Consider the following 17523-nt stretch of genomic DNA (forward strand, 5'->3'; position numbering starts at 1 on the left):
AGGGCTTCTCCGCCCTCGCGTCGAACCCTCGCGGACACCGGCCTGATCCTCGAGCACCGTCGCGAGCGGGGCCAGGCCGAACTGGGTTGCTGTACGAAATGAGGGAGATCGCCTTGTCCCGGTCGTGGGTGCGCTCCTTCAGGCGGGCCAGGAACTCCTTCCCGGCCCGCCGCCCGTTGGCCGTGCGGGTGAAGAAGAGGAACTGCTTCGGGTCCTGAAGGGTGAGCAGTCCCCGGACGGTATCGAGATGGGACAACCGGGTCACGTTCTTGATGCCCTCGCCGCCCGCGGGACCGGTCCCCGTGAGGATCAGCTTGCGGACGCACCGACTGCTGGCCAAGTCTCGTGGTGGCGACGTTCGACAATCGTGCAGGCGCCACCTCGCACGGCTGTGATGTAGCGCCTGCACGATGGGCCACCCGCCGCCCTGATTCCTTCGGGGGCGGCGGCGGGGTCGGCGTGGTCAGGCGGCGAGGAAGTCGGCTACCTGCTTGGTGAAGGCCTTGGCGTACTGGAAGAGGAAGGCGTGACCGGCGCCGGTGTAGAGCACGAGAGTGGCGTTGTCGAGGTGCTGGACCGCGACGTAGGAGTTGTGGGCGGGGATCATCACGTCGTGCAGGCCGTTGGCGTAGAGGACGGGTTGCTTGATGGCCTCCAGTTCCGCCACCACCTGGTCGAAGGGGACCGCCAGGAGAGCGCCCACTGCGGTGAGCATGCCCTGCGCCGCCACCTCGGAGATCGCGGGGCCGCCCTCGGCGAGCCGGGTCGAGATGTGGTCGAAGTGCTCGAGCCCAGCGGCGCGGGCCGCCTCCGTCTCGGGGTAGAACAGGTACAGGATGTCATCCCGGTCGGCATCGGGCTTGTTCATGATGCCCAGGACCTTCTCGCTGAAGTCCGGAGCGCCGGGCACCCAGCCGGCCGGGCCACTGCCCGCCACGATGAGCTTGCGGACCAGCTCGGGACGTCGCAGGGCCACACGCTGGGCCACGATGCCGCCCAGGGACCAGCCGAGCAGGTCGGCCTGCGCGAGGCCCAGTGCGTCGATGAACTCGATGGCTCCCTCGGCGAATCCTTCGAGGGAGTCGCGCGCCTCGCCGTCGGTGTAGCCGACGCCGACGTTGTCGAACAGGATCACGTCGTGGTCGGCGGCCAGGTAGTCCAGGAACTCCGGGTCCCACCAGTCGATGGTCCCGCGGAAGCGGTTCAGCAGGACCAGCGGGACGCCGCCCTGCGGACCCATCCGCCGGTAGGTGAACCGAGCGGAGGGACCTTCAACGGTGAGGTTCTCGGCCTTGTCTGCCAGATACGTGCTCATGATGTCCTTCTCTTGTTGGCGGGTGTCCGTGAGATCTCGCGCGTCTGCTCGCGCAGGACACCCAAGACGTGCTGGGACTGCGGGACGGCGTTCTCTACGTCGGCGCCCGACGCGCTGAGCTGGCGTTGCCGAACAGGTCGTGGATTCGCCCGAGCCGGTCAATCACCCGCTCGACCACGTTGGTGACGTGCGCGTCACCGGTTGCAACGAGCGCGATCGAGGTGGATCAGCCGCCGCGACGGGTGACTCCCATGCCTCCGACTTTCCCGCTCACCTCGGAATCCGCCTTGCCGAGCGCAAGGTCGACGTCTTCCGAAGTGGGCAATTAAATTATGTTCGTAATACTATACAGGGGAGACAGTGGGTGCAAGTGAGTCCTTGCAATCGACGGCATCCCGCGGGGCGTTCCGGGACGCCCCCGAACGGGGCAACGAGGCAGCCCGCCACGGAGGGGGTAGAGGACCACCCGGCACGGCACCTTGCCGTCAACGGAGCGGTCGCCGGCACCCTGAGCTCATTGAATTACGTTCACAATACAATACGGCGCGAGGGAGCCGTCGGCGCGCAGGCGACCCCTCCGACGAGCGAGGGAGAGTCCGGTGCGTTGGAACCCCGACTTCGCCAGCGGTGAAGGCAGTTCGTGAGCGGTGGAGTAGTAAATCCCCGCCTGCATGAGCAATAGGCCATGTGACCTGCGCTTTCGGCAGGCGGGCGGTCGCTTCCTCCGTGGTGGAGGCAGACGCGGGTCAGCTGTCCGGAGTGGTCTCGCGGGTGCTGTGGTCGGCGGGCAGGGGCTGGTCGCGGGTGGCGGCCCAGGAGGCGAGGAGTTGCAGGGCGTCGTGCTCGGGTGTGCCGGGGGCGGCGCTGTACGCGGTGAGGGTCAGGCCGGGCTGGGCGGGCAGTTCCATGGCGTCGAAGTCGAGGGTGAGGACGCCGACGGCCGGGTGGTGGAAGGATTTGCGGCCGGTGTGGTGCAGGCGCACGTTGTGCTTGGCCCAGGCAGTGCGGAACTCCTCGCTGCGGGTGACGAGCTCGCCGATGAGTCCAGCCGGGTCGACGTCCTGATCAACAACGCCGCCAACTTCTACGCCGGGTTCTTCGAGGAACTCGCCGAAGCGCAGGTGCGGGCGCAGATCGAGACGAACCTGTTCGGCCCGATGAACGTCACTCGCGCTGTACTGCCGGTCATGCGCAAGCAGCGGTCCGGGCACGTCATCACGATCTCCTCCCTGGCAGGCGTGATCGGCGTCGACTTCTGCGTCGCCTACTCGGCGGCCAAGTTCGGCGTCGAGGGCTTCATGGAGTCCCTGCACCACGACGTCGCACCGTTCGGCATCCGCACCACGATCGTCGAGCCGGGCTTCTTCCGCACCGAGCTGCTGGACAACACGTCCACCACCTGGGCGGAGCTGTCCATCGACGACTACGCCAAGCGCACCACTGCCACCAAGAAGCAGTGGGAGTCGATGAACGGGCAGCAGGCCGGTGACCCGGCCAAGCTCGCCGACGCTCTGCTGAAGGTCGCCGGCCTGGACCAGCCCCCGCTGCGGCTCGTCGCCGGCGACGACTGCCTCGCAGCGGTCGAGGCCAAGGCCAAGGACCTCCTCGCCCAGGTTGACGCCTCCCGCGAGCTGGGCTCGGGCCTCGCCCACTCCGACGCCGCCTGATCCATCCCACAACCCCGCACTTCTCAGAGAGACACCATGGAATTCGTCAAGCAGCAGGCCACTGTCAAGGCTCCCGCGGACTGGTTCACCGGCGACGTCTGGTTCGACGTGATCTACGCGGGCCAGGAGCCGTCCCGGATGCGTGCCAACATGGTCCGCTTCTCCCCGGGCGCCCATACCCACTGGCACTCGCACGTGCTGGGGCAGACCCTGCACGTCGTCTCCGGCATCGCCCTGATCGGCACCCGTGACGGCACCGTCTTCGAGGCCCACCCCGGCCAGACTGTCAACTGCCCTCCGAACGAGGAGCACTGGCACGGCGCCACCCCCGACCGCTTCATGGAGCACATCGCCATGTGGGAGGGCAAGGGCGACGGCAGCGAGGAAACCACCTGGAACGAGCCGGTCACCGACGAGCAGTACAACCGCCCCCGCAGCCGCTGACCGGGCACCCGCCGCGCCTTCCCACGCCGCCGCGCCGGGAGGCGGTGGGCCGGCTCCCTTGCCGTCCCCTGGTGGCGTATGAGCTGGGTGGCGCCAACATCTCCGGCGGCCGGAGCGGCGCCCACGCCACCGACGAGGAAAACAACGGTCCGCGCGTGAGCACGGGCCCCCTGGGCCTGTGACCGCGGATCAGCGAAAGGATCTTCGATGACCGACCAGCAGAAGCAGATCGGCGGCGACGCCGCACGATCGGTGATCTGGCTCCGAAGTTCGCCGAGCTCACCGACGACGTCCTGTTCGAGGATGTGTGGAATCGTACCGAGCTGGCCGCCCGCGACCGTAGCCTGATCACCGTCGCCGTCCTCGTCGCCGGTGGGGACGCGGACCAGCTCCGCTTCCACCTCGGACGAGCGAAGGAGAACGGCGTCACCGAACCGAACTCATCGAGGCGATCACCCACCTCGCCTTCTACGCCGGCTGGCCCAAGGCCATGACGGCGATCAGGACCGCGAAGCAGCTCGTCTCAGCCTGAGCGCTGGGAAGGAGCCACCAGGCTCCTTCCCAGCGGCGAGCCCGTACAGCGGCTTGGAACGGAAGGAGGCGCTCCCATGCGAGGAGCAGGCATGTACGTTGCAGTTGAGGCTCTCGGGCTCCCAGGGGTGGAGCCCGGCCGGACCTCGCGGGTGCGAAGGGCGGTGCGATAGTGGGTCGGATCCTGGTGACCGGTTCCGCCGACGGCCTTGGACGTGCCGCGGCGGATTCGCTGGTGTCCGGGGGACACGACGTGGTGGTGCACGCCCGGAACCAGGAGCGCGCGGCGGGCCTCGACGCGCTGGTCGACCGTGGGGCACACATCGTGGTGGGCGACTTCACGGAGCGGGACGCTGTACGGCGCATCGCCGCCGAGCTGAACGACGCGGGGCCGCTCGACGCGGTCATCCACAACGCCGGCGTGTGGAGCGGACCGGCGGTCATGCCGGTCAACATCGTCGCACCGTACCTGCTCACGGCCCTGCTCCGCGCCCCTCGCCGGCTGGTGTACCTGAGCAGCAGCTCGCATTTCGGTGGGCGTCCCTCGCTCAACGGCGTGCACTGGCGGGGCGAGAGCGCGGGCTCGTACTCCGACAGCAAGCTGTTCGTCACGACGCTCGCCGCTGCGGTGGCTCGTCTGCGCCCCGGGGTGCTGAGCAACGCCGTGGATCCAGGCTGGGTGCCGACGAAGATGGGCGGGCCCGGCGCGCCGGACGATCTGGAGCTCGGCCATCGGACGCAGGAGTGGCTCGCCTCCAGCGACGAACCCGAGGCCCTGACGACCGGCGGGTACTGGTACCACGGCCAGCGGCTGCAGCCGCACCGCGCCGTCCACGACGAGGCGTTCCAGGACCGCCTCCTGCAGGCGTTGGCGGAGGAGACGGGCACCGCGCTGTGAGCGGTGAGGACAGTTGACCGACGATCTCAGGCACGAGGTGCGGAACGGGCCTGGCAGAAAGCCTCCCGGCATCTGCATGAGCGAGATCATCTCGCAGCAACGGCCGGAGACCTGCCATGTGCGCCTCCGTAACGTCGGAGGCGCAATACCGCACGCGCTCCGGCCCGTCCGCCGCGTTGCCGAACCTGTGCGCGAGGCAGCCCCACGACAGGGACAGCGAGTTGGGCTCCACGCACGCGAGCGCGAAAGCCTGCGGCAACAGGGTTTCCTGGTGATCGGTTTGGTTCGCACCGTTCCAATTGAGTGAGCAGGAGTTGGTCTGCCCAGCACACCGGCAACAGTTCCCAACCCCCGAACTACCGAGAGGCCCTGCTGCCATGCGCCGGCTCTCGCACGATCACCCGATCAGGAACCCTGTTCGACCAGACCAGCCCCGTGAGCGATACGCGGATGGCGTCTCAGTTGTGCTGCTCGGCATCCAGCAGTGCGAGGGCGTTGCGGATGCCCTGTTCGAGGAGTTCGTCGGCGAGCTGCCGGGCGGTCAGGGCACGGGAGAGCTGCAGCATCCCGGCCAACATGCCGAGGAGGCTGAGTGACTTCAGACGCGCCGACGGCGGATCGTGGGGTGCCATGCGGGCGGCGAAGCCGTCGATGAGGACCAGCACGCCGTCGGTGTACGCCTGCCTGGTTGCGTCCGCGCAGCGCCCGATCTCGTCGAGCAGGGCGGCGTTGGGGCAGCCGTCGCCGGGGTTGTCCCGGTGGTGGGCCGACAGGTACCAGCGCACGATCTGTTCGAGGCCGGCCGGGCCGGGCTCCGCCTGCGCGACGATGTTCGCGTTCAGTGTGTGCAGTTGGTCGGCGATCGCGATGGCGACGAGGCTGTCCTTGGATGCGAAGTGGGTGTAGAAGGCGCCGTTGGTCAGGCCCGCGTCCGTCATGAGCGTTGCGACTCCGGAGCCGTCGATGCCGTCCCGCTTGAGCCGGCGACCGGCCGTCGCAATGATCCGCTGCCTTGTCTCCTGCTTGTGTTCTTTCGCGTACCGCACCATGCGTTCCTCCATCGCAGCCGGGGCTTGCGCTCCGGATACCGCCCTGGCCAAGTCAGTGTGCCGCGTTGGCAAGGAGAGCAGCGAAGTTGATCCTCCCGGTCTGCAGTTTCGCGTCGTGGGGCTCGGATGCCCGGTGACGAGCACCGTGCGCTCTCCGGACGCGGAGATACGCATCAGCTGCGGCCCATGGGTTCGCTGGCACACCGCGCAACTGCCGAGCATGGACAGGGTCATTGAGCCGTCGGGGTTGACGGTGATGTTCTCGGGGATCTCGCCGGCGGCGTAGTCGAACTTCGCCGCGGTCCGTACGTCGGTGACAACGGATCCGCGATACGAGTGTCCCGTCCCTGCGGACGCGGACGGCGCCGACCCCAGGACGGCCGCCGTCGTGGTGACCGCCAGCGCATCCGACGTTCTTCTTCAGAAAACGCCTTGCGTTCGATGCACTGCGCCGGGCCGTTTGCTGGCGTTGCTGCTGCATGACTCTCCTCGGCGAATCAACGAGTGACTGATCAATGGACTTTCGGAGACATCGGAGATAGCAGGTACATCAGAGACATTCGGGCGGAATCGGCGCCCTTGAAGCCGGACCGGGATGTCAGGTGGGCATGCGGTTGTTCTTGCGGATCTGCTTGTCGAACACTCCGGCGGGGACGAGGCGGCGCGCCGTGGTGACGCGTGAGGCCAGCGGGCCGGCGGTGTAGCGCAGCTTCGGCTTCTTGTCGGTGGCCGCAGTGACGATCACTTTGGCGACGACGGCCGGGTCGTCGCCGTCCTTCATCGCATCCGCCATCACCTCGTCGAAGACGCGCCGTCGCTCCGCGTACAGAGGCAGCGGGGCGTCGGGCTGCGCGGCGTTGGTGTCGAAGCTGGTCTTGGTATAGGCGGGCTGGACGAGAAGGACCCGGACGCCGTGCTCGCGGACCTCGTGGTCCAGCGACTCGGAGTAGCCCTCGATGGCGTGCTTCGACGCGACGTAGAGGGCCATGAAGGGCTGGGGTGCGACCCCGAGGACGGACGAGATGTTGATGACGCGTCCGCCACCCTGGGCGCGCATGTGCGGCAGGACGGCCTTCGTCATACGGATGACACCGAGGACGTTGACGTTCAGGACGCTCTGGGCCTGGGTGACGGAGTTCTCCTCGACGGCGCCCGCCGAGCCGATGCCTGCGTTGTTGACCAGGACGTCGATGCGTCCGAACCGGTCGATCACCTCTCCGACCGCGGCGGTGGCCGAGTCGTCACTGGCCACGTCGAGATCGAGGTACGTCACACCGGCGGGCGGGGTGAGTCCGGAGGTCTTGCGGCCGGTTCCGATCACCTCGAAACCCGCTGCGACGAAGGCGCGGGCCGTCTCCTTGCCGATCCCCGATGAGGCACCTGTCACGAGCGCCACCGGCCGAGTTGTCGCCATCACGAACTCCCTTGACTTTGAATTACGTTCGTACGCCTTACGTTCGTACGACCATATGGTGGTCGTCGGCCGATGGCAAGAGATCACGCCCGGCGATTCGAGAAAAATCCGGGAAACGTGGGGTGCGGGACGGGAAAGACCAGCCACCGGGTACAGCTGGTGGCGCAGTCCCGGCTGTCGCTGTGGACGACGGACCGGTGGCTTGAGGCGCTGCCGCTGCGTGGGTGTCTTTCCCCGTTCGGTCCCCTCCCGTCCCGTCTCTCCCGGCACGCATCGCCAGTCCCCTGGCGCTCAGCGCGAAGGGCAATCGGCTTCCCCGCCGCCAGGGTTGTCCCAAGTCCCGAGCGGGAGGACCTGACCCTCTTGTCCCGGGCTTCCAGCAGACCGAGCACCGACGGCATCAGCCACCTCCACGAGCCAGACGAGCGGACGAACCACGCCCATCTCTCCTGCCGCTGACCGAGTTCATGCCCACCCACCCGAACTAAACGCTCACGTGCGGAAAGCGGATGGCGTCTCGGGCTTTCGGGGAAACTGGCCGGGCATCCGTCGGTGCAGGCCGTGCTCGCCCGGCGAGCGGCCGGTGACGTCGCGAGTCCGCCGGCGGTGATCGACGCGGCCTGGCTGCGCGAACTGTGCCTGGCGGCCGGCGCGGACGACGCGGCCAGGTCAGCCCGGACCGCCCTGACCCCGCCGGCGAGCGCAAGTACGCACAGTCCGCACTGCCCGGCACCCGCACCCTGATCGCGATGGCGGTCCGGATGAATCGCGACAACTGCCGCTCCCCCGCCCGCAGCGTGGCCAACCAGGAGTTCCACCAGGCCGACGAGCAGTCCAACCACGCCGCCCGCAGCGTCACCCAGGCACTGCAGGACAACCGGCTACTGCAGGACGTCGCCGGGCTCGGGGTTGGCGCAGCGAATGAACCACTCGGCCTGCGCCTGGATGTTGCCCGGCCACAGGAAGTGGTACCAGCCGACCTGCCTGCCTTCCACCCCCGCGTACGCAGCCTGCGCCACCCGCTTGGGGCTGGCGTAGGGGCGGCCCTCGGACGCCTTGACGATGACGACGTCCACCCCGCTCAGGTCAGGGTGCTCGCTCTGGTAGTTACTCACGTCCGTGTACAGCAGGGATTGTGATCGGGGTGGACACTTGCCGTCGCAGTCGGCTTCATTGGGCCGGGCCAAGTACCTCGTCGGCGCTGCGCGGCTCTGTGCGCGGCTGCTGGTTGAGCTTGTGGCGCTCGATGGAGGAGTGCCGGTAGACCTCCTTGCGGGCTCGCATGATGTTGCCCAGGGGCGCGTGCTCGGCGGTGACCCGCCAGGGCGTGAAGGACAGTGAGTCCATCTTCTCCAGGTTTTCCGGGCCGGAGATGTCCTGCTGCGGCAGCCGCAGCTTGGCCACTGTCACGGATGGCGAGAGCTGCTCGGGCCACTCCACTGTGGTGTCCTCGACTGGCATCCTCTCCAGGCCGGTGCAGAGCTGAACTTGGATGTCGAAGGCGTAGGGCCGTTCCTGAAGCTCGGCCACCAGGGCCGGCCGGAAGACCTCCGCCGCCGAGGCCGGGTCGATGGCGCGCCGGACCACCGCACCCGCGAAGAGCGGGTCAGGGGCGATGCGCACCTTGGCGATGTAGTCCCCGTGCCGGACCGCGCCCATTGTCCAGTAGCTCGACAGCAGTACGTTGACTGGGGGGATCTTGGACAGGCGCAGGAAGGCCAGGAACTCATCCCATGCCCAGTTGTCCTGGTCCAGGGTTCCCTTTCCGGTCACGAACTCGGTAAAGAAACGATGCGCACCGGGTCGGCCCTGGGAGAAGTAGGCCGGTGCGTTCAGAAACAATTCCTGGATGAACAGGTAGTGCTCGACTGTATTGCAGAAGAAGATCGGTCCGTTGATGTTGGCGTAGTCGAATGTCCCCGTGTCCGGTTCGTCTTCGAGCAGGGTTGGGCCGGGGATGTCGAAGATCTTCAGCGCCAGTCCGGTGGCAGCGCCCAGTCGCGCGTCGGCTCCAGCGTGAGGCGAGCCGTTGGAGAAGCGGATGAGCGCATCGTGGGTTCCCGGAGTCGCGTAGATTCCTTGGGCGTACTCGGGGGGAAGCCCTTCCAGGATCTCCACCTCCCCTCGGACCAGCCCGTAGCCCTTGGCATGGGCGTCGCGCAGGGCCCGTCCGGTGCCACCGGCCCTGACTGACTCGGTGATGTAGCTCTCGGTCTTTTCGATCACCGTCTGCAGATTGCGGTCGAAGTGCGGATCATCGACTTCGACGTCCGGCGTGTAGCGGACGAACTGTGCTGCCATGACTTCGACCTCTCCTCGAAGACCGTGGTGGGGCCTCAGGGGGCAGGCACTGCCCTCAGTCCGCCCTCAGCCCTCCAGCTCTGCGAGCCAGCGCAGGGCGCGCAGACCCGGCACGAAGCAGTACTCGCCGCCGCGGGTGACCACGAAGCTGGGCAGGTTCTGCAGGCGGCGCCTTACCGGTTTCTCCGGGATGGTGGCGCTGCCGGTTCCGCCGTGATGCCCGGCCACTGGGTCCTTCTCGCCGGGGTAGCCGATGAAGTTGCCGTCGTTGACCCACTCGGCCTTGATGAATTCGAACTGTCGCTCTAGATGGGCCCCGAGGAAGACTCCGACCAGGCCCCGGTCCGCGCCGTCGTCTTCCAGCACCCCCTCTGGCAGCGGCGGTCCGTAGGTGGTGCCGCGGCGGATGATGCGGTGCATCCGTGCGTCGCCGATGATGGTGGCATCGCGGGGGTTGTTGCGCCGGATGTGCGCACCGGCGGGGCACCGGAACCCTCGGTCGTCGTTCTCCCGGTACAGGAAGTTGTTGACGCGGTGCGGATCGGCCGCCAGCTCCGGGTCATCGTGCTCCGGCGTCAGCGTCAGCGGCGCCCCGCTGGGCCAGCGCCCGACCATCTTCGCCGCCAGGAGTGCCTCCTCCTCGGCGCTGGAGCTGTTCGCGCGCAGGTACCGGCGCCAGGCCGCCACGTTGGTGTGGATCTTGCGAACGGCCGCGTAGGTTCCGTTGCGCCCCAGCACATCGGGGCTGGGCATGGAGGGCAGATTGCCGGTTTCGTCGAGGTAGCCGAGGATGAACTCGCCGGCCTTGATGGGGGGTTCCTGCGGGTTGGAGCCGGGCAGTCCGACGCCCTCGATGTTCGGATGGCTGATGCCGTCGCGGAATCCGAAGGTGGTGCGCCCGGTCGGGAGCTGGTGGACCTCCTGCTGCCAGATCACCTGGACACCGGGCGTGTCCTCGTAGGCGACGCGGGCCCGCTCCAGCTCCTTGTCCAGCTGCGCCGCATTGGAGGAGAGGGCGCTCAACGCGATGTGAACATCGCCCGTTCCAAACGGTGTCTCCCAGTGGGCCGGGGCACTCTCGCCCACGTCGCCGATCAGCTCCGCCCGGGCGGCCATGCCCTCACGAAACGCCCGCGGAAAGCTGTCCAGTGACTCCTGAGGCACGCCCAGGGCCCTCAGTCCCTGGTAGGTGAGCGCCACGGCCACCCAGGCGTCCTGGCTCGGGTCCACGCTGGGCAGACCACCCGCGGTCATCGGGAGCAGCCGGCGGAGCAGGGCGCGCCCGGCGTGGCGGTCATCGACGCGCAGGAAGATGTACTTACCCTCGTACGGCACGGGCCGTGGGCGCAGTGCCCCGCTTTGGACGTCGTCGATCTCGACGCGCACGTCGGCCGCGCTGCTGCTGTCCGCCGTGTTCATGATCGATTGTGCCTCCGCATCGGTCTCTGCCCGGGCAGCCCCGCAGGGGCTGGCCCGCCCCGGCCGACGCGGTCCAGCGATGCCGGGTCGGCTCTGAGGGTTGGTTGTGTCCGGGTTCTAGGCTGCGGCTTCCTCCAGCAGCTTCTGGAAGGCCGGCGTGGCCACCAACTCCGCGTTGGCCGGGTTGTCCAGCGCCGCCCGGAATTCGGGGGTGTCCAGCACCTCCTGGAACGCTTCGTCCACGCGCTGGTCCTTGAAGATCTGCTGAACCGTCAGATCGGGATAGGCGCTGACGAAGACCCCCGCGGGCTCCTGGTGGGCGACGAACCAGTCCTTCACCCCCGGATCTTTGACGCCGGGGAACCCTTCGCTGTGCGAGAAGACCTTGTCGAAGCGGTCCCCGACTACAGTCTTGGCGAAGTCGTCGATGTAGGTGTCCCAGGAGCCGTCGAAGACGCTGGCGAACATAAACCGGGTGTCGTTGTCGAAAATCACGTGCCGTGCGTCATGCAGGGTGCCGATCTGGCGCACCGCCGCATGGACCCTCTCGTCATCCGCTGCGTCGGAAAGCGCCGCGAGATCCTCACGCAGCGCATCGGCCTCGCCCGGCTTGATCTTGGTAAAAACGGTGAACTCGCTGCAGACCCCATCCGACCTGCCCGGGCGCTCGGGGTGAGCTGACCGGGTTGCACCTGTCGTCGCAGTCATCGTGAGATTCTCCTGCTACGGATCGGTGCGAGGGTCGCCAAGCGCCGGAATATGAGGCGCCATCGCCCTCACCTCTCAATCCTCATTGCGGATGCGCTGCCATGCATCTTGGCCACTGAGCGATGTGGTCACCTGGGGCGGATTCTCGAGAAGCTCCGGCAATGAGGGGCTCAGTCTGATCACTTCACGATTCCCCCCACTAGGGCCGATTACGTTCCGTGCCGCGTCTGCTCCACGGTGCCGAGAAGGAAAAGCAGCCTCGGGCGCCGGCTTGCCAGTCCAGTTCCGAGACGGCAGCAACGCGGGTGCGGCAGGCCAATGCTGCGGTCCTCGCGTCCTGAGAAGCTCCCGAGGACAGATCCGGCCAGGCACAGGAAGATGGAATTGGGAGTGCCGAGTACGTCGTCGTCGCCTTCATAGGCAGCCACTTCCGCGCGGCCATGAAGACAGCGGCGCTGCCGATCGCGCAACAACCCGTTGCGCCGCCCAGGCGGTCGGGGCGCAGGCCTCCGCCGAGCCCTGCTCAACTGGATCGCCACCCTGACCCCCACACGGAGGCAACCATGGGCGAAGTTCTCGGTGACGTGCTGGGTTTCGCGGCGGCCGTCGCAGTCAGCCCCCTCCCGATCATCGCAATCATCCTCGTACTCGCCACGCCTCGGGGACGTCTCAACGGACTCCTCTTCACCATCGGCTGGATCCTGGGCCTCTCGGCACTGGGCGCGGTGATGCTGGCGATCGCTTCCCCCGCAGGGGCCTCCGCCCACAATCAACCGGCCACCTGGGTGGGAGCCCTCAAGCTCGCTCTGGGCGTGCTCCTCATACTCTTCGGCGCCCGGCAATGGCACCGGCACCCAAAGGATCCCTCGCAAGCCCAGCTGCCGAAGTGGATGGGCGCAATCGACCGCCTCACGCCGGTAAAGGTCTTCGGACTCGGAACGGCCTTGGCCGCGCTCAACGCCAAGAACGCCCCGCTGACCATCGCCGCGGGCGCCGCGATCGGCTCAGCCGGACTGCCGGTCGGGCAGCAGATCGCATCGCTCGCAATCTTCGTCCTGATCGCCACCCTCGGCCTGCTGGCCCCGCTGGGAGTTTTCCTCCTCGGGGGAGAGCGAGCCAAGACCACGCTCGGCAACTGGAAAGACTGGGCAGCGCAGCACAATGTCGCCGTGATGGCCGTCCTGTTCTTCGTTCTCGGGTTGAAACTGCTCGGAGACGGCATCTCCATCCTCACCACCTGACGGGCTTAGCCACGCATAGCGGACGTTGGGGCCGTGATCTTCGAGGCTCGCGCCAAAGTGGCTGCGTAAAGTCGCGGGGCCGACCGCCCCAGCCACGCCGTACCCCTTTTCTGGCATCAGGCGGCGCATTGCTGTGCGCGCAGCACGCGCGGCGGCCGGGCTGGAGCGGGCGGAGACTGGAGCGCAGGCCCGGCCGGGGGCCGGGTCGCGCGCGGTGAGCGGAGCAAGCCGCCTTGAACCCGTCGGCCGCCGAACGACGTATCGCCTTGTCTCCCAGGTCGACGCGCTCGCCGAAGCAATCGGGATCCGCTGGCGTCTCATGGTCTACCTCGCCGCCTACGGCCCGATGCGTCCCGAGGAACTGGCCGGCCTCCGTCGCCGGGACGTCGACCTCGACAACCTCTGATCCGCGTCCGCAACGCCGAGGCGGAGCGCACGAACGGCAAGCGGGCCCCCGGCACCACCAAGTCCGATGCGGGCGCCCGCGTCGTCGTCCTCCCGGCGTTCCTCCACAAGGAGGTGAAGCAGCACCTCACCTGGTTCGCCGAGAAGACGACGGTTCTACCCGGACCCACGGTTGTCGCCCTTCACGCTGAGTGACCCGCATCGAAACGAAGCCCTCATCGACGCAGGCGCCGGACACATCGCCAAGGTCGGCGAGAGCCACACCCCACACTTCCGGACCGCCAAACAACTTACGGAGCGGCTTTGGGCGGGAGCTGTCATAGGGCGAGCAATCACGGACCCGAAAGCTGATGGCGAGTCGGGCAGCGGTGGTGTAAGGACCTGGCGACGGTGTCCCGCCGCGCCGGCCAGGACGTCGCCGATGCGCTGGAGGCGATGGGCGCCGACGGCATCGACCTGACCCACAAAATGGCCACCGGCAGCACGAAGTACCTGCGCAGCATGGCGGCCGAGTTGAAGAAGCTCGCCGACGCCGCGAAGGCATCTTGTCCGACTACACCAGCCAGCTCACTGCCGCCGCCAAGCAGACGGCGCGGGCCGGGGCTGCCCGCGCCTGCCTGCACGGCGTGGCGAGGCTCCTAGAATCATCCATGATTTCCTGAATTCAGGATTGCGTGTACTGTCGTCTGTGTGCTGACTGTTGCCTCCGACATCGAGGTGCTGGCCCGGTTCGGCCGCGCGCTCGCCGACCCGATCCGCTGCCGCATCCTGCTCGCCCTGCGCGAAGCCCCGGCCTACCCCGCCGATCTCGCCGAAGCACTCGGCATCTCTCGCACCCGGCTGTCCAACCACCTCGCGTGCCTGCGCGACTGCGGCCTGGTCGTCACGGTGCCCGACGGCCGCCGCACCCGCTACGAGCTGGCTGACGAACGCCTCGGGCATGCGCTCGACGACCTACGCACCGCAGTGGTGGCCGTCGAGACCGACCGCACCTGTGCCGACGCCGACGACAAGGGATGCTGCTGATGACCGCGATATCCCTCGGCCCCTCCCCGGCCCGCCGCGATGCACTCACCCGCCGGATACGCCTGTTGGTCGCCGCGACCATCACCTACAACGTCATCGAGGCGGTCGTCGCCCTCATCGCCGGCGCCCTCGCCTCCTCCACCGCCCTGATCGGCTTCGGCCTCGACTCCATCATTGAGGTCTCCTCCGCCGCCGCGGTCGCCTGGCAGTTCTCCGCCCGCGAGCACGCCGTACGCGAGGCCCGCGAAAGGACCACCCTGCGCATCATCGCGCTGTCGTTCGTCGCGCTCGCCGCCTATGTCACCGTCGACTCCGTCCGCGCACTCACGGGCACCGGCGAGGCCGAACGGTCCATACCCGGCATCGTGCTCGCCGCGCTCTCCCTCGCGGTCATGCCATTCCTGTCCGCAACTCAGCGCCGCGCGGGCCGCGAAATCGGCTCCGCCAGCGCGGTCGCCGACTCCAAACAAACCCTGCTGTGCACCTACCTCTCGGCCGTGCTCCTGGCCGGCCTGCTCCTCAACGCCACCCTCGGCTGGTCCTGGGCCGACCCCATCGCCGCCATTGTCATCGCCGCCGTCGCCGTCAAGGAAGGCCGCGACGCCTGGCAGGGCAAGGGCTGCTGCGCCCCCTCCGCTGCGGTAGTCCCGGCTGCCAGCACCGATGCGGACGATGCCTGCGGCTGCCGTCCCGGCTGCGCCTGCTGCAACTGACCGCCCACGAGGCAGGGTGGGGAACCCGCAAGGTCGTCCTCGAGCTGGGCGACCTTCCGGCCAAGCTAAAAGCAGGAAGGGGCCTCATCAGCCGGCGGGCGGCTGCTGCGACGCCGGTGGCGTGGCTTGGTCCAGACTGGCCTGCGGCCCGTGCTGGGCGGGCACGAACGGCACCGCAGGCAGCGGGTCGGCTTCGGGCAGGCCCAGGTACTCGCATACGGCCGCGTTGTCGCCGGTCGCATCCGCGAGCCGGGCGGCCTGGTCGAACGCCCGCTGTTGGATGCGTTCGATCTCCTCGGCCACATCTTCGATCGGATAGCCCGCTTCCTGCAGCATCCGCACACCGGTCTCCAGGGAGAACACGCCCGCCTCGTAGCCCTTGATGACGTCCTCGAGGACGGTGGTGCGGTCCTTGGAGGTGTGCGCGCCCCACACCATGCGTGCGTGCAGCGACTCGCCGGCGGGCCACGCCTGCCCGGCCTGGTGCAGGCGCTGCACCATGAGCAGCAGCAGTTGGTACTTGTAGGCGCGGGCCACGGCCTGGTCGGCGCCGGGCACCACGATGGTCTGCTCCGCGCCCAGCAGATACCCCAGCGTGGTGTCGATCAGCTTGGACGGGTCACCCAACTCGCGGCGTTCCACGCCGTCATGGTCGCCGGTGACCGCGCCAAGCTGCCCGGCCTGGTTGGAGTCGTACGCGGCCAACAACTTGTACGCGGCTCGGCGCCGCCGGTCCGGCTCGGGCACCCATGAGGAGAAAGGCACGGTGGCCGGGGCGGTGCGGGTCGGCCATCGCCGGTTTGTAGTTGAGCCACGACCAGGCGTCGATGACGAGTTCGCGCAGCCTCACGGGTGCCTCCACGCGTGCAAGGCCCCGCGCCCGCGCCCGCGCCCGCGCCCGCGCCGACCAGAATACGGGGGCGCTACGACATGAATCGGGTCAGCCCGTTGAGCAAAGAGGATCGCCTACCGTGCGGCCTCTGCCACAGGTCGAAGTCGCGGGCCTCCAGCAGGATGAGATGCGCCGCCCGGTCCAGAGCGCAGCAGCTCAGGCCGCCCCCAGCCGGCGCTCGGGAGGCTCTCCCCGTCTCCGCGCGTCCGGACGGTCAACGGACGCCACCCCATGCGGTCGGACTGACGGATCGTTGTGGATGAAGGTCGGTGAATCCAACCAGTACGCGTCAGTGAGCTCCGCATACGTCGCGTGGTGGTGCATGTGGTCCGGCAGGCACCCAGTGGTGTCGGATGTGCTGTCCATGACCCCATCCAACGGCCTCCGGCACGCCGTGACCAGGCCGCGTCGGCCGTGTCACCACAAGCGGTGAAGACCGGCGATGCTAGCCCGTTCGTGTAACGCTCACGGTCGCGCCGTCATAGATCGCACTTCCTGAAACTCCCATACAGGGATGAGTACTTGCGCTCATGCCTGAGCGCGCCCCCCGGTTCACCGTGGAGATCACCAACCCGGACCGACCCGAAGGAGCCCCCGATGCCGAATGCCTCCCGCCCGCGCCGCCTCCCGCTCCGGCTCCTTGCGCTCGCCACGGACAACTGGCTCGCCCGGGGCTATCTGGCTGTCTTCGCCGCCTCCGTCGCGGTCATGTTCCTCTTCCCGGAGAGCGGCTTCGCCTCGAGCCCTCTGATGCTCACGGCACCCCTCTCCTTCCTTGGTGTGGTCCTCCCCTTCGGTCCCGGCACCGAAGGCGGCGGGGCGGTCGAGGTATCGGCCATCGGCTTCTGGGCCGTATGGCTCCTTCTGTGCGCCCTCGTGAACGCCGCCGTGCTCGGCGCCCTCGCCACAAGGCCCGCGACCGCCGCATCGCCCGGCGCGCGTAAGCCCCTCCCGCGTATCTCGGACCGCTCTGAACAGAAGGGGACGGACACGGCGCGTTCTGCACGCCCTCGCCTGCGGAGGACTCGGGCCCTGCTGGCGCCCGCGGTGGATAACTGGCTCGCGCGTGGGTATCTCGCCGTGGTCGCGGCGTCGCTGGGGTTCGCCCTGTGCGCCGCGTACCTGCTACCGGACCCGGGGTTCGCCGGGATCTGGCCGCTCATGGCCACGGCTCCGCTCAGCATCCTCACCCTCCCTGTGGCGCCACCCGCGTGGGACTCCTCACTCGCCTGGCTGAGCCCGTTGGTCTTCTCCGCCGGCGCGGCCCTGTCCGGGCTGTTCAACGCTGTGCTGCTCGGTCTGCTCGCACGCAGGCTGGGCGCGCGGGAACAGCGCCCGGCCGCCTGAGGGAGGCGCCGCATCAGCAGGCCGGGGTCCAGGGGCGTGACGGCCGACGGAGTGAACCGGCCCGCCTGCAGGGAGAGTCCAGGCGGGCCTGCGCGGACGCGTTGATCTCGTCGGATGTCGGAGCCCGGGTGCTGGTTGGCCGGTACGGTCCGG

16 protein-coding genes and 3 pseudogenes are annotated in these 17523 nt (G+C 68.3%); 10 read left to right on the top strand and 9 right to left on the bottom strand.

Features of this window, described 5'->3' with window-relative positions; all coding sequences use genetic code 11:
• Window positions 1-463: 463 nt before the first annotated feature.
• Together ACSMXV_RS01000 and ACSMXV_RS01005 are read right to left on the bottom strand one after the other, a co-directional pair.
• Window positions 464-1315, bottom strand: a complete 852-nt coding sequence (locus ACSMXV_RS01000) for an alpha/beta fold hydrolase (RefSeq protein WP_473175792.1) — start codon at window positions 1313-1315, stop codon at window positions 464-466.
• A gap of 746 nt (window positions 1316-2061) precedes the next feature.
• A pseudogene (locus ACSMXV_RS01005) lies at window positions 2062-2370 on the bottom strand (MmyB family transcriptional regulator); the annotation flags it as partial.
• On the opposite strand from ACSMXV_RS01005, the gene ACSMXV_RS01010 reads away from it, so the two are divergent.
• The 4 genes and pseudogenes from ACSMXV_RS01010 (at window position 2302) to ACSMXV_RS01025 (ending at window position 4855) form a co-directional block, all read left to right on the top strand.
• Window positions 2302-2982: an SDR family NAD(P)-dependent oxidoreductase gene (locus tag ACSMXV_RS01010; protein ID WP_473175793.1), complete on the top strand. Its 681-nt coding sequence runs from the start codon at window positions 2302-2304 to the stop codon at window positions 2980-2982. The pseudogene ACSMXV_RS01005 and the gene ACSMXV_RS01010 sit on opposite strands and share 69 nt — an antisense overlap.
• 36 nt (window positions 2983-3018) lie before the next feature.
• Window positions 3019-3426 (top strand): (R)-mandelonitrile lyase, encoded by a 408-nt coding sequence (locus tag ACSMXV_RS01015; protein WP_473175794.1) that lies wholly within the window; start codon window positions 3019-3021, stop codon window positions 3424-3426.
• A 207-nt stretch (window positions 3427-3633) separates the two neighbouring features.
• Window positions 3634-3958: pseudogene (locus tag ACSMXV_RS01020) on the top strand (carboxymuconolactone decarboxylase family protein).
• 171 nt (window positions 3959-4129) lie between these two features.
• The gene (locus ACSMXV_RS01025) at window positions 4130-4855 is read left to right on the top strand and encodes an SDR family NAD(P)-dependent oxidoreductase (protein ID WP_473175795.1); all 726 of its coding nucleotides are present in this window, start codon (window positions 4130-4132) and stop codon (window positions 4853-4855) included.
• A 458-nt stretch (window positions 4856-5313) separates the two neighbouring features.
• Here the strand turns inward: ACSMXV_RS01025 and ACSMXV_RS01030 are convergent, their stop codons facing one another.
• From ACSMXV_RS01030 to ACSMXV_RS01055, 6 genes are all read right to left on the bottom strand, one after another.
• A complete protein-coding gene (locus tag ACSMXV_RS01030) occupies window positions 5314-5904 on the bottom strand; it encodes a TetR/AcrR family transcriptional regulator (protein ID WP_473175796.1) in 591 nt (196 codons plus the stop codon).
• 598 nt (window positions 5905-6502) lie between these two features.
• A complete protein-coding gene (locus ACSMXV_RS01035; protein ID WP_473175797.1) occupies window positions 6503-7318 on the bottom strand; it encodes an oxidoreductase in 816 nt (271 codons plus the stop codon).
• Between the two features lie 881 nt (window positions 7319-8199).
• Window positions 8200-8433 carry a GH25 family lysozyme gene (locus ACSMXV_RS01040; RefSeq protein WP_473175798.1) on the bottom strand — a complete coding sequence of 78 codons (234 nt, stop codon included), beginning with the start codon at window positions 8431-8433 and terminating at the stop codon, window positions 8200-8202.
• A gap of 55 nt (window positions 8434-8488) precedes the next feature.
• A complete protein-coding gene (locus ACSMXV_RS01045; protein WP_473175799.1) occupies window positions 8489-9619 on the bottom strand; it encodes a catalase family protein in 1131 nt (376 codons plus the stop codon).
• 66 nt (window positions 9620-9685) lie between these two features.
• Window positions 9686-11038 carry a Dyp-type peroxidase gene (locus ACSMXV_RS01050; RefSeq protein ID WP_473175800.1) on the bottom strand — a complete coding sequence of 451 codons (1353 nt, stop codon included), beginning with the start codon at window positions 11036-11038 and terminating at the stop codon, window positions 9686-9688.
• 117 nt (window positions 11039-11155) lie between these two features.
• Entirely contained in the window at window positions 11156-11746 is a 591-nt protein-coding gene (locus ACSMXV_RS01055) for a hypothetical protein (protein ID WP_473175801.1), read from the bottom strand.
• A 563-nt stretch (window positions 11747-12309) separates the two neighbouring features.
• Here ACSMXV_RS01055 and ACSMXV_RS01060 point away from each other — a divergent pair.
• From ACSMXV_RS01060 to ACSMXV_RS01080, 5 genes and pseudogenes are all read left to right on the top strand, one after another.
• Window positions 12310-12987, top strand: a complete 678-nt coding sequence (locus ACSMXV_RS01060; protein WP_473175802.1) for a GAP family protein — start codon at window positions 12310-12312, stop codon at window positions 12985-12987.
• 242 nt (window positions 12988-13229) lie between these two features.
• Window positions 13230-13539: pseudogene (locus tag ACSMXV_RS01065) on the top strand (site-specific integrase); the annotation flags it as partial.
• A 243-nt stretch (window positions 13540-13782) separates the two neighbouring features.
• Window positions 13783-14034, top strand: coding sequence for a hypothetical protein (locus ACSMXV_RS01070; RefSeq protein WP_473175803.1), 252 nt, complete (start codon window positions 13783-13785; stop codon window positions 14032-14034).
• A gap of 48 nt (window positions 14035-14082) precedes the next feature.
• On the top strand, window positions 14083-14418 hold the full coding sequence (locus tag ACSMXV_RS01075) for an ArsR/SmtB family transcription factor (protein ID WP_473175804.1): 336 nt from the start codon (window positions 14083-14085) through the stop codon (window positions 14416-14418).
• Window positions 14418-15131, top strand: a complete 714-nt coding sequence (locus ACSMXV_RS01080) for a cation efflux transmembrane domain-containing protein (protein WP_473175805.1) — start codon at window positions 14418-14420, stop codon at window positions 15129-15131. The genes ACSMXV_RS01075 and ACSMXV_RS01080 overlap by 1 nt, the downstream gene beginning before the upstream one ends.
• A gap of 87 nt (window positions 15132-15218) precedes the next feature.
• Here the strand turns inward: ACSMXV_RS01080 and ACSMXV_RS01085 are convergent, their stop codons facing one another.
• Complete coding sequence (locus tag ACSMXV_RS01085; protein WP_473175806.1) at window positions 15219-15878, bottom strand: hypothetical protein; 660 nt, start codon at window positions 15876-15878, stop codon at window positions 15219-15221.
• A gap of 742 nt (window positions 15879-16620) precedes the next feature.
• Between ACSMXV_RS01085 and ACSMXV_RS01090 the strand changes: the two genes are divergently transcribed.
• Window positions 16621-17370, top strand: a complete 750-nt coding sequence (locus ACSMXV_RS01090; RefSeq protein WP_473175807.1) for an SCO4225 family membrane protein — start codon at window positions 16621-16623, stop codon at window positions 17368-17370.
• The last annotated feature ends 153 nt before the right edge of the window (window positions 17371-17523 follow it).

It is taken from the genome of Streptomyces sp. DSM 42067 (assembly GCF_055792885.1).

Excerpts from the sequence above, each read along its gene's own strand:
- ACSMXV_RS01000 (WP_473175792.1), bottom strand. The coding sequence starts at position 1,315 with ATGAGCACGTATCTGGCAGACAAGGCCGAGAACCTCACCGTTGAAGGT.
- ACSMXV_RS01015 (WP_473175794.1), top strand. The coding sequence starts at position 3,019 with ATGGAATTCGTCAAGCAGCAGGCCACTGTCAAGGCTCCCGCGGACTGG.
- ACSMXV_RS01030 (WP_473175796.1), bottom strand. The coding sequence starts at position 5,904 with ATGGTGCGGTACGCGAAAGAACACAAGCAGGAGACAAGGCAGCGGATC.
- ACSMXV_RS01035 (WP_473175797.1), bottom strand. The coding sequence starts at position 7,318 with ATGGCGACAACTCGGCCGGTGGCGCTCGTGACAGGTGCCTCATCGGGG.
- ACSMXV_RS01045 (WP_473175799.1), bottom strand. The coding sequence starts at position 9,619 with ATGGCAGCACAGTTCGTCCGCTACACGCCGGACGTCGAAGTCGATGAT.
- ACSMXV_RS01050 (WP_473175800.1), bottom strand. The coding sequence starts at position 11,038 with ATGAACACGGCGGACAGCAGCAGCGCGGCCGACGTGCGCGTCGAGATC.
- ACSMXV_RS01055 (WP_473175801.1), bottom strand. The coding sequence starts at position 11,746 with ATGACTGCGACGACAGGTGCAACCCGGTCAGCTCACCCCGAGCGCCCG.
- ACSMXV_RS01060 (WP_473175802.1), top strand. The coding sequence starts at position 12,310 with ATGGGCGAAGTTCTCGGTGACGTGCTGGGTTTCGCGGCGGCCGTCGCA.
- ACSMXV_RS01080 (WP_473175805.1), top strand. The coding sequence starts at position 14,418 with ATGACCGCGATATCCCTCGGCCCCTCCCCGGCCCGCCGCGATGCACTC.
- ACSMXV_RS01090 (WP_473175807.1), top strand. The coding sequence starts at position 16,621 with ATGCCGAATGCCTCCCGCCCGCGCCGCCTCCCGCTCCGGCTCCTTGCG.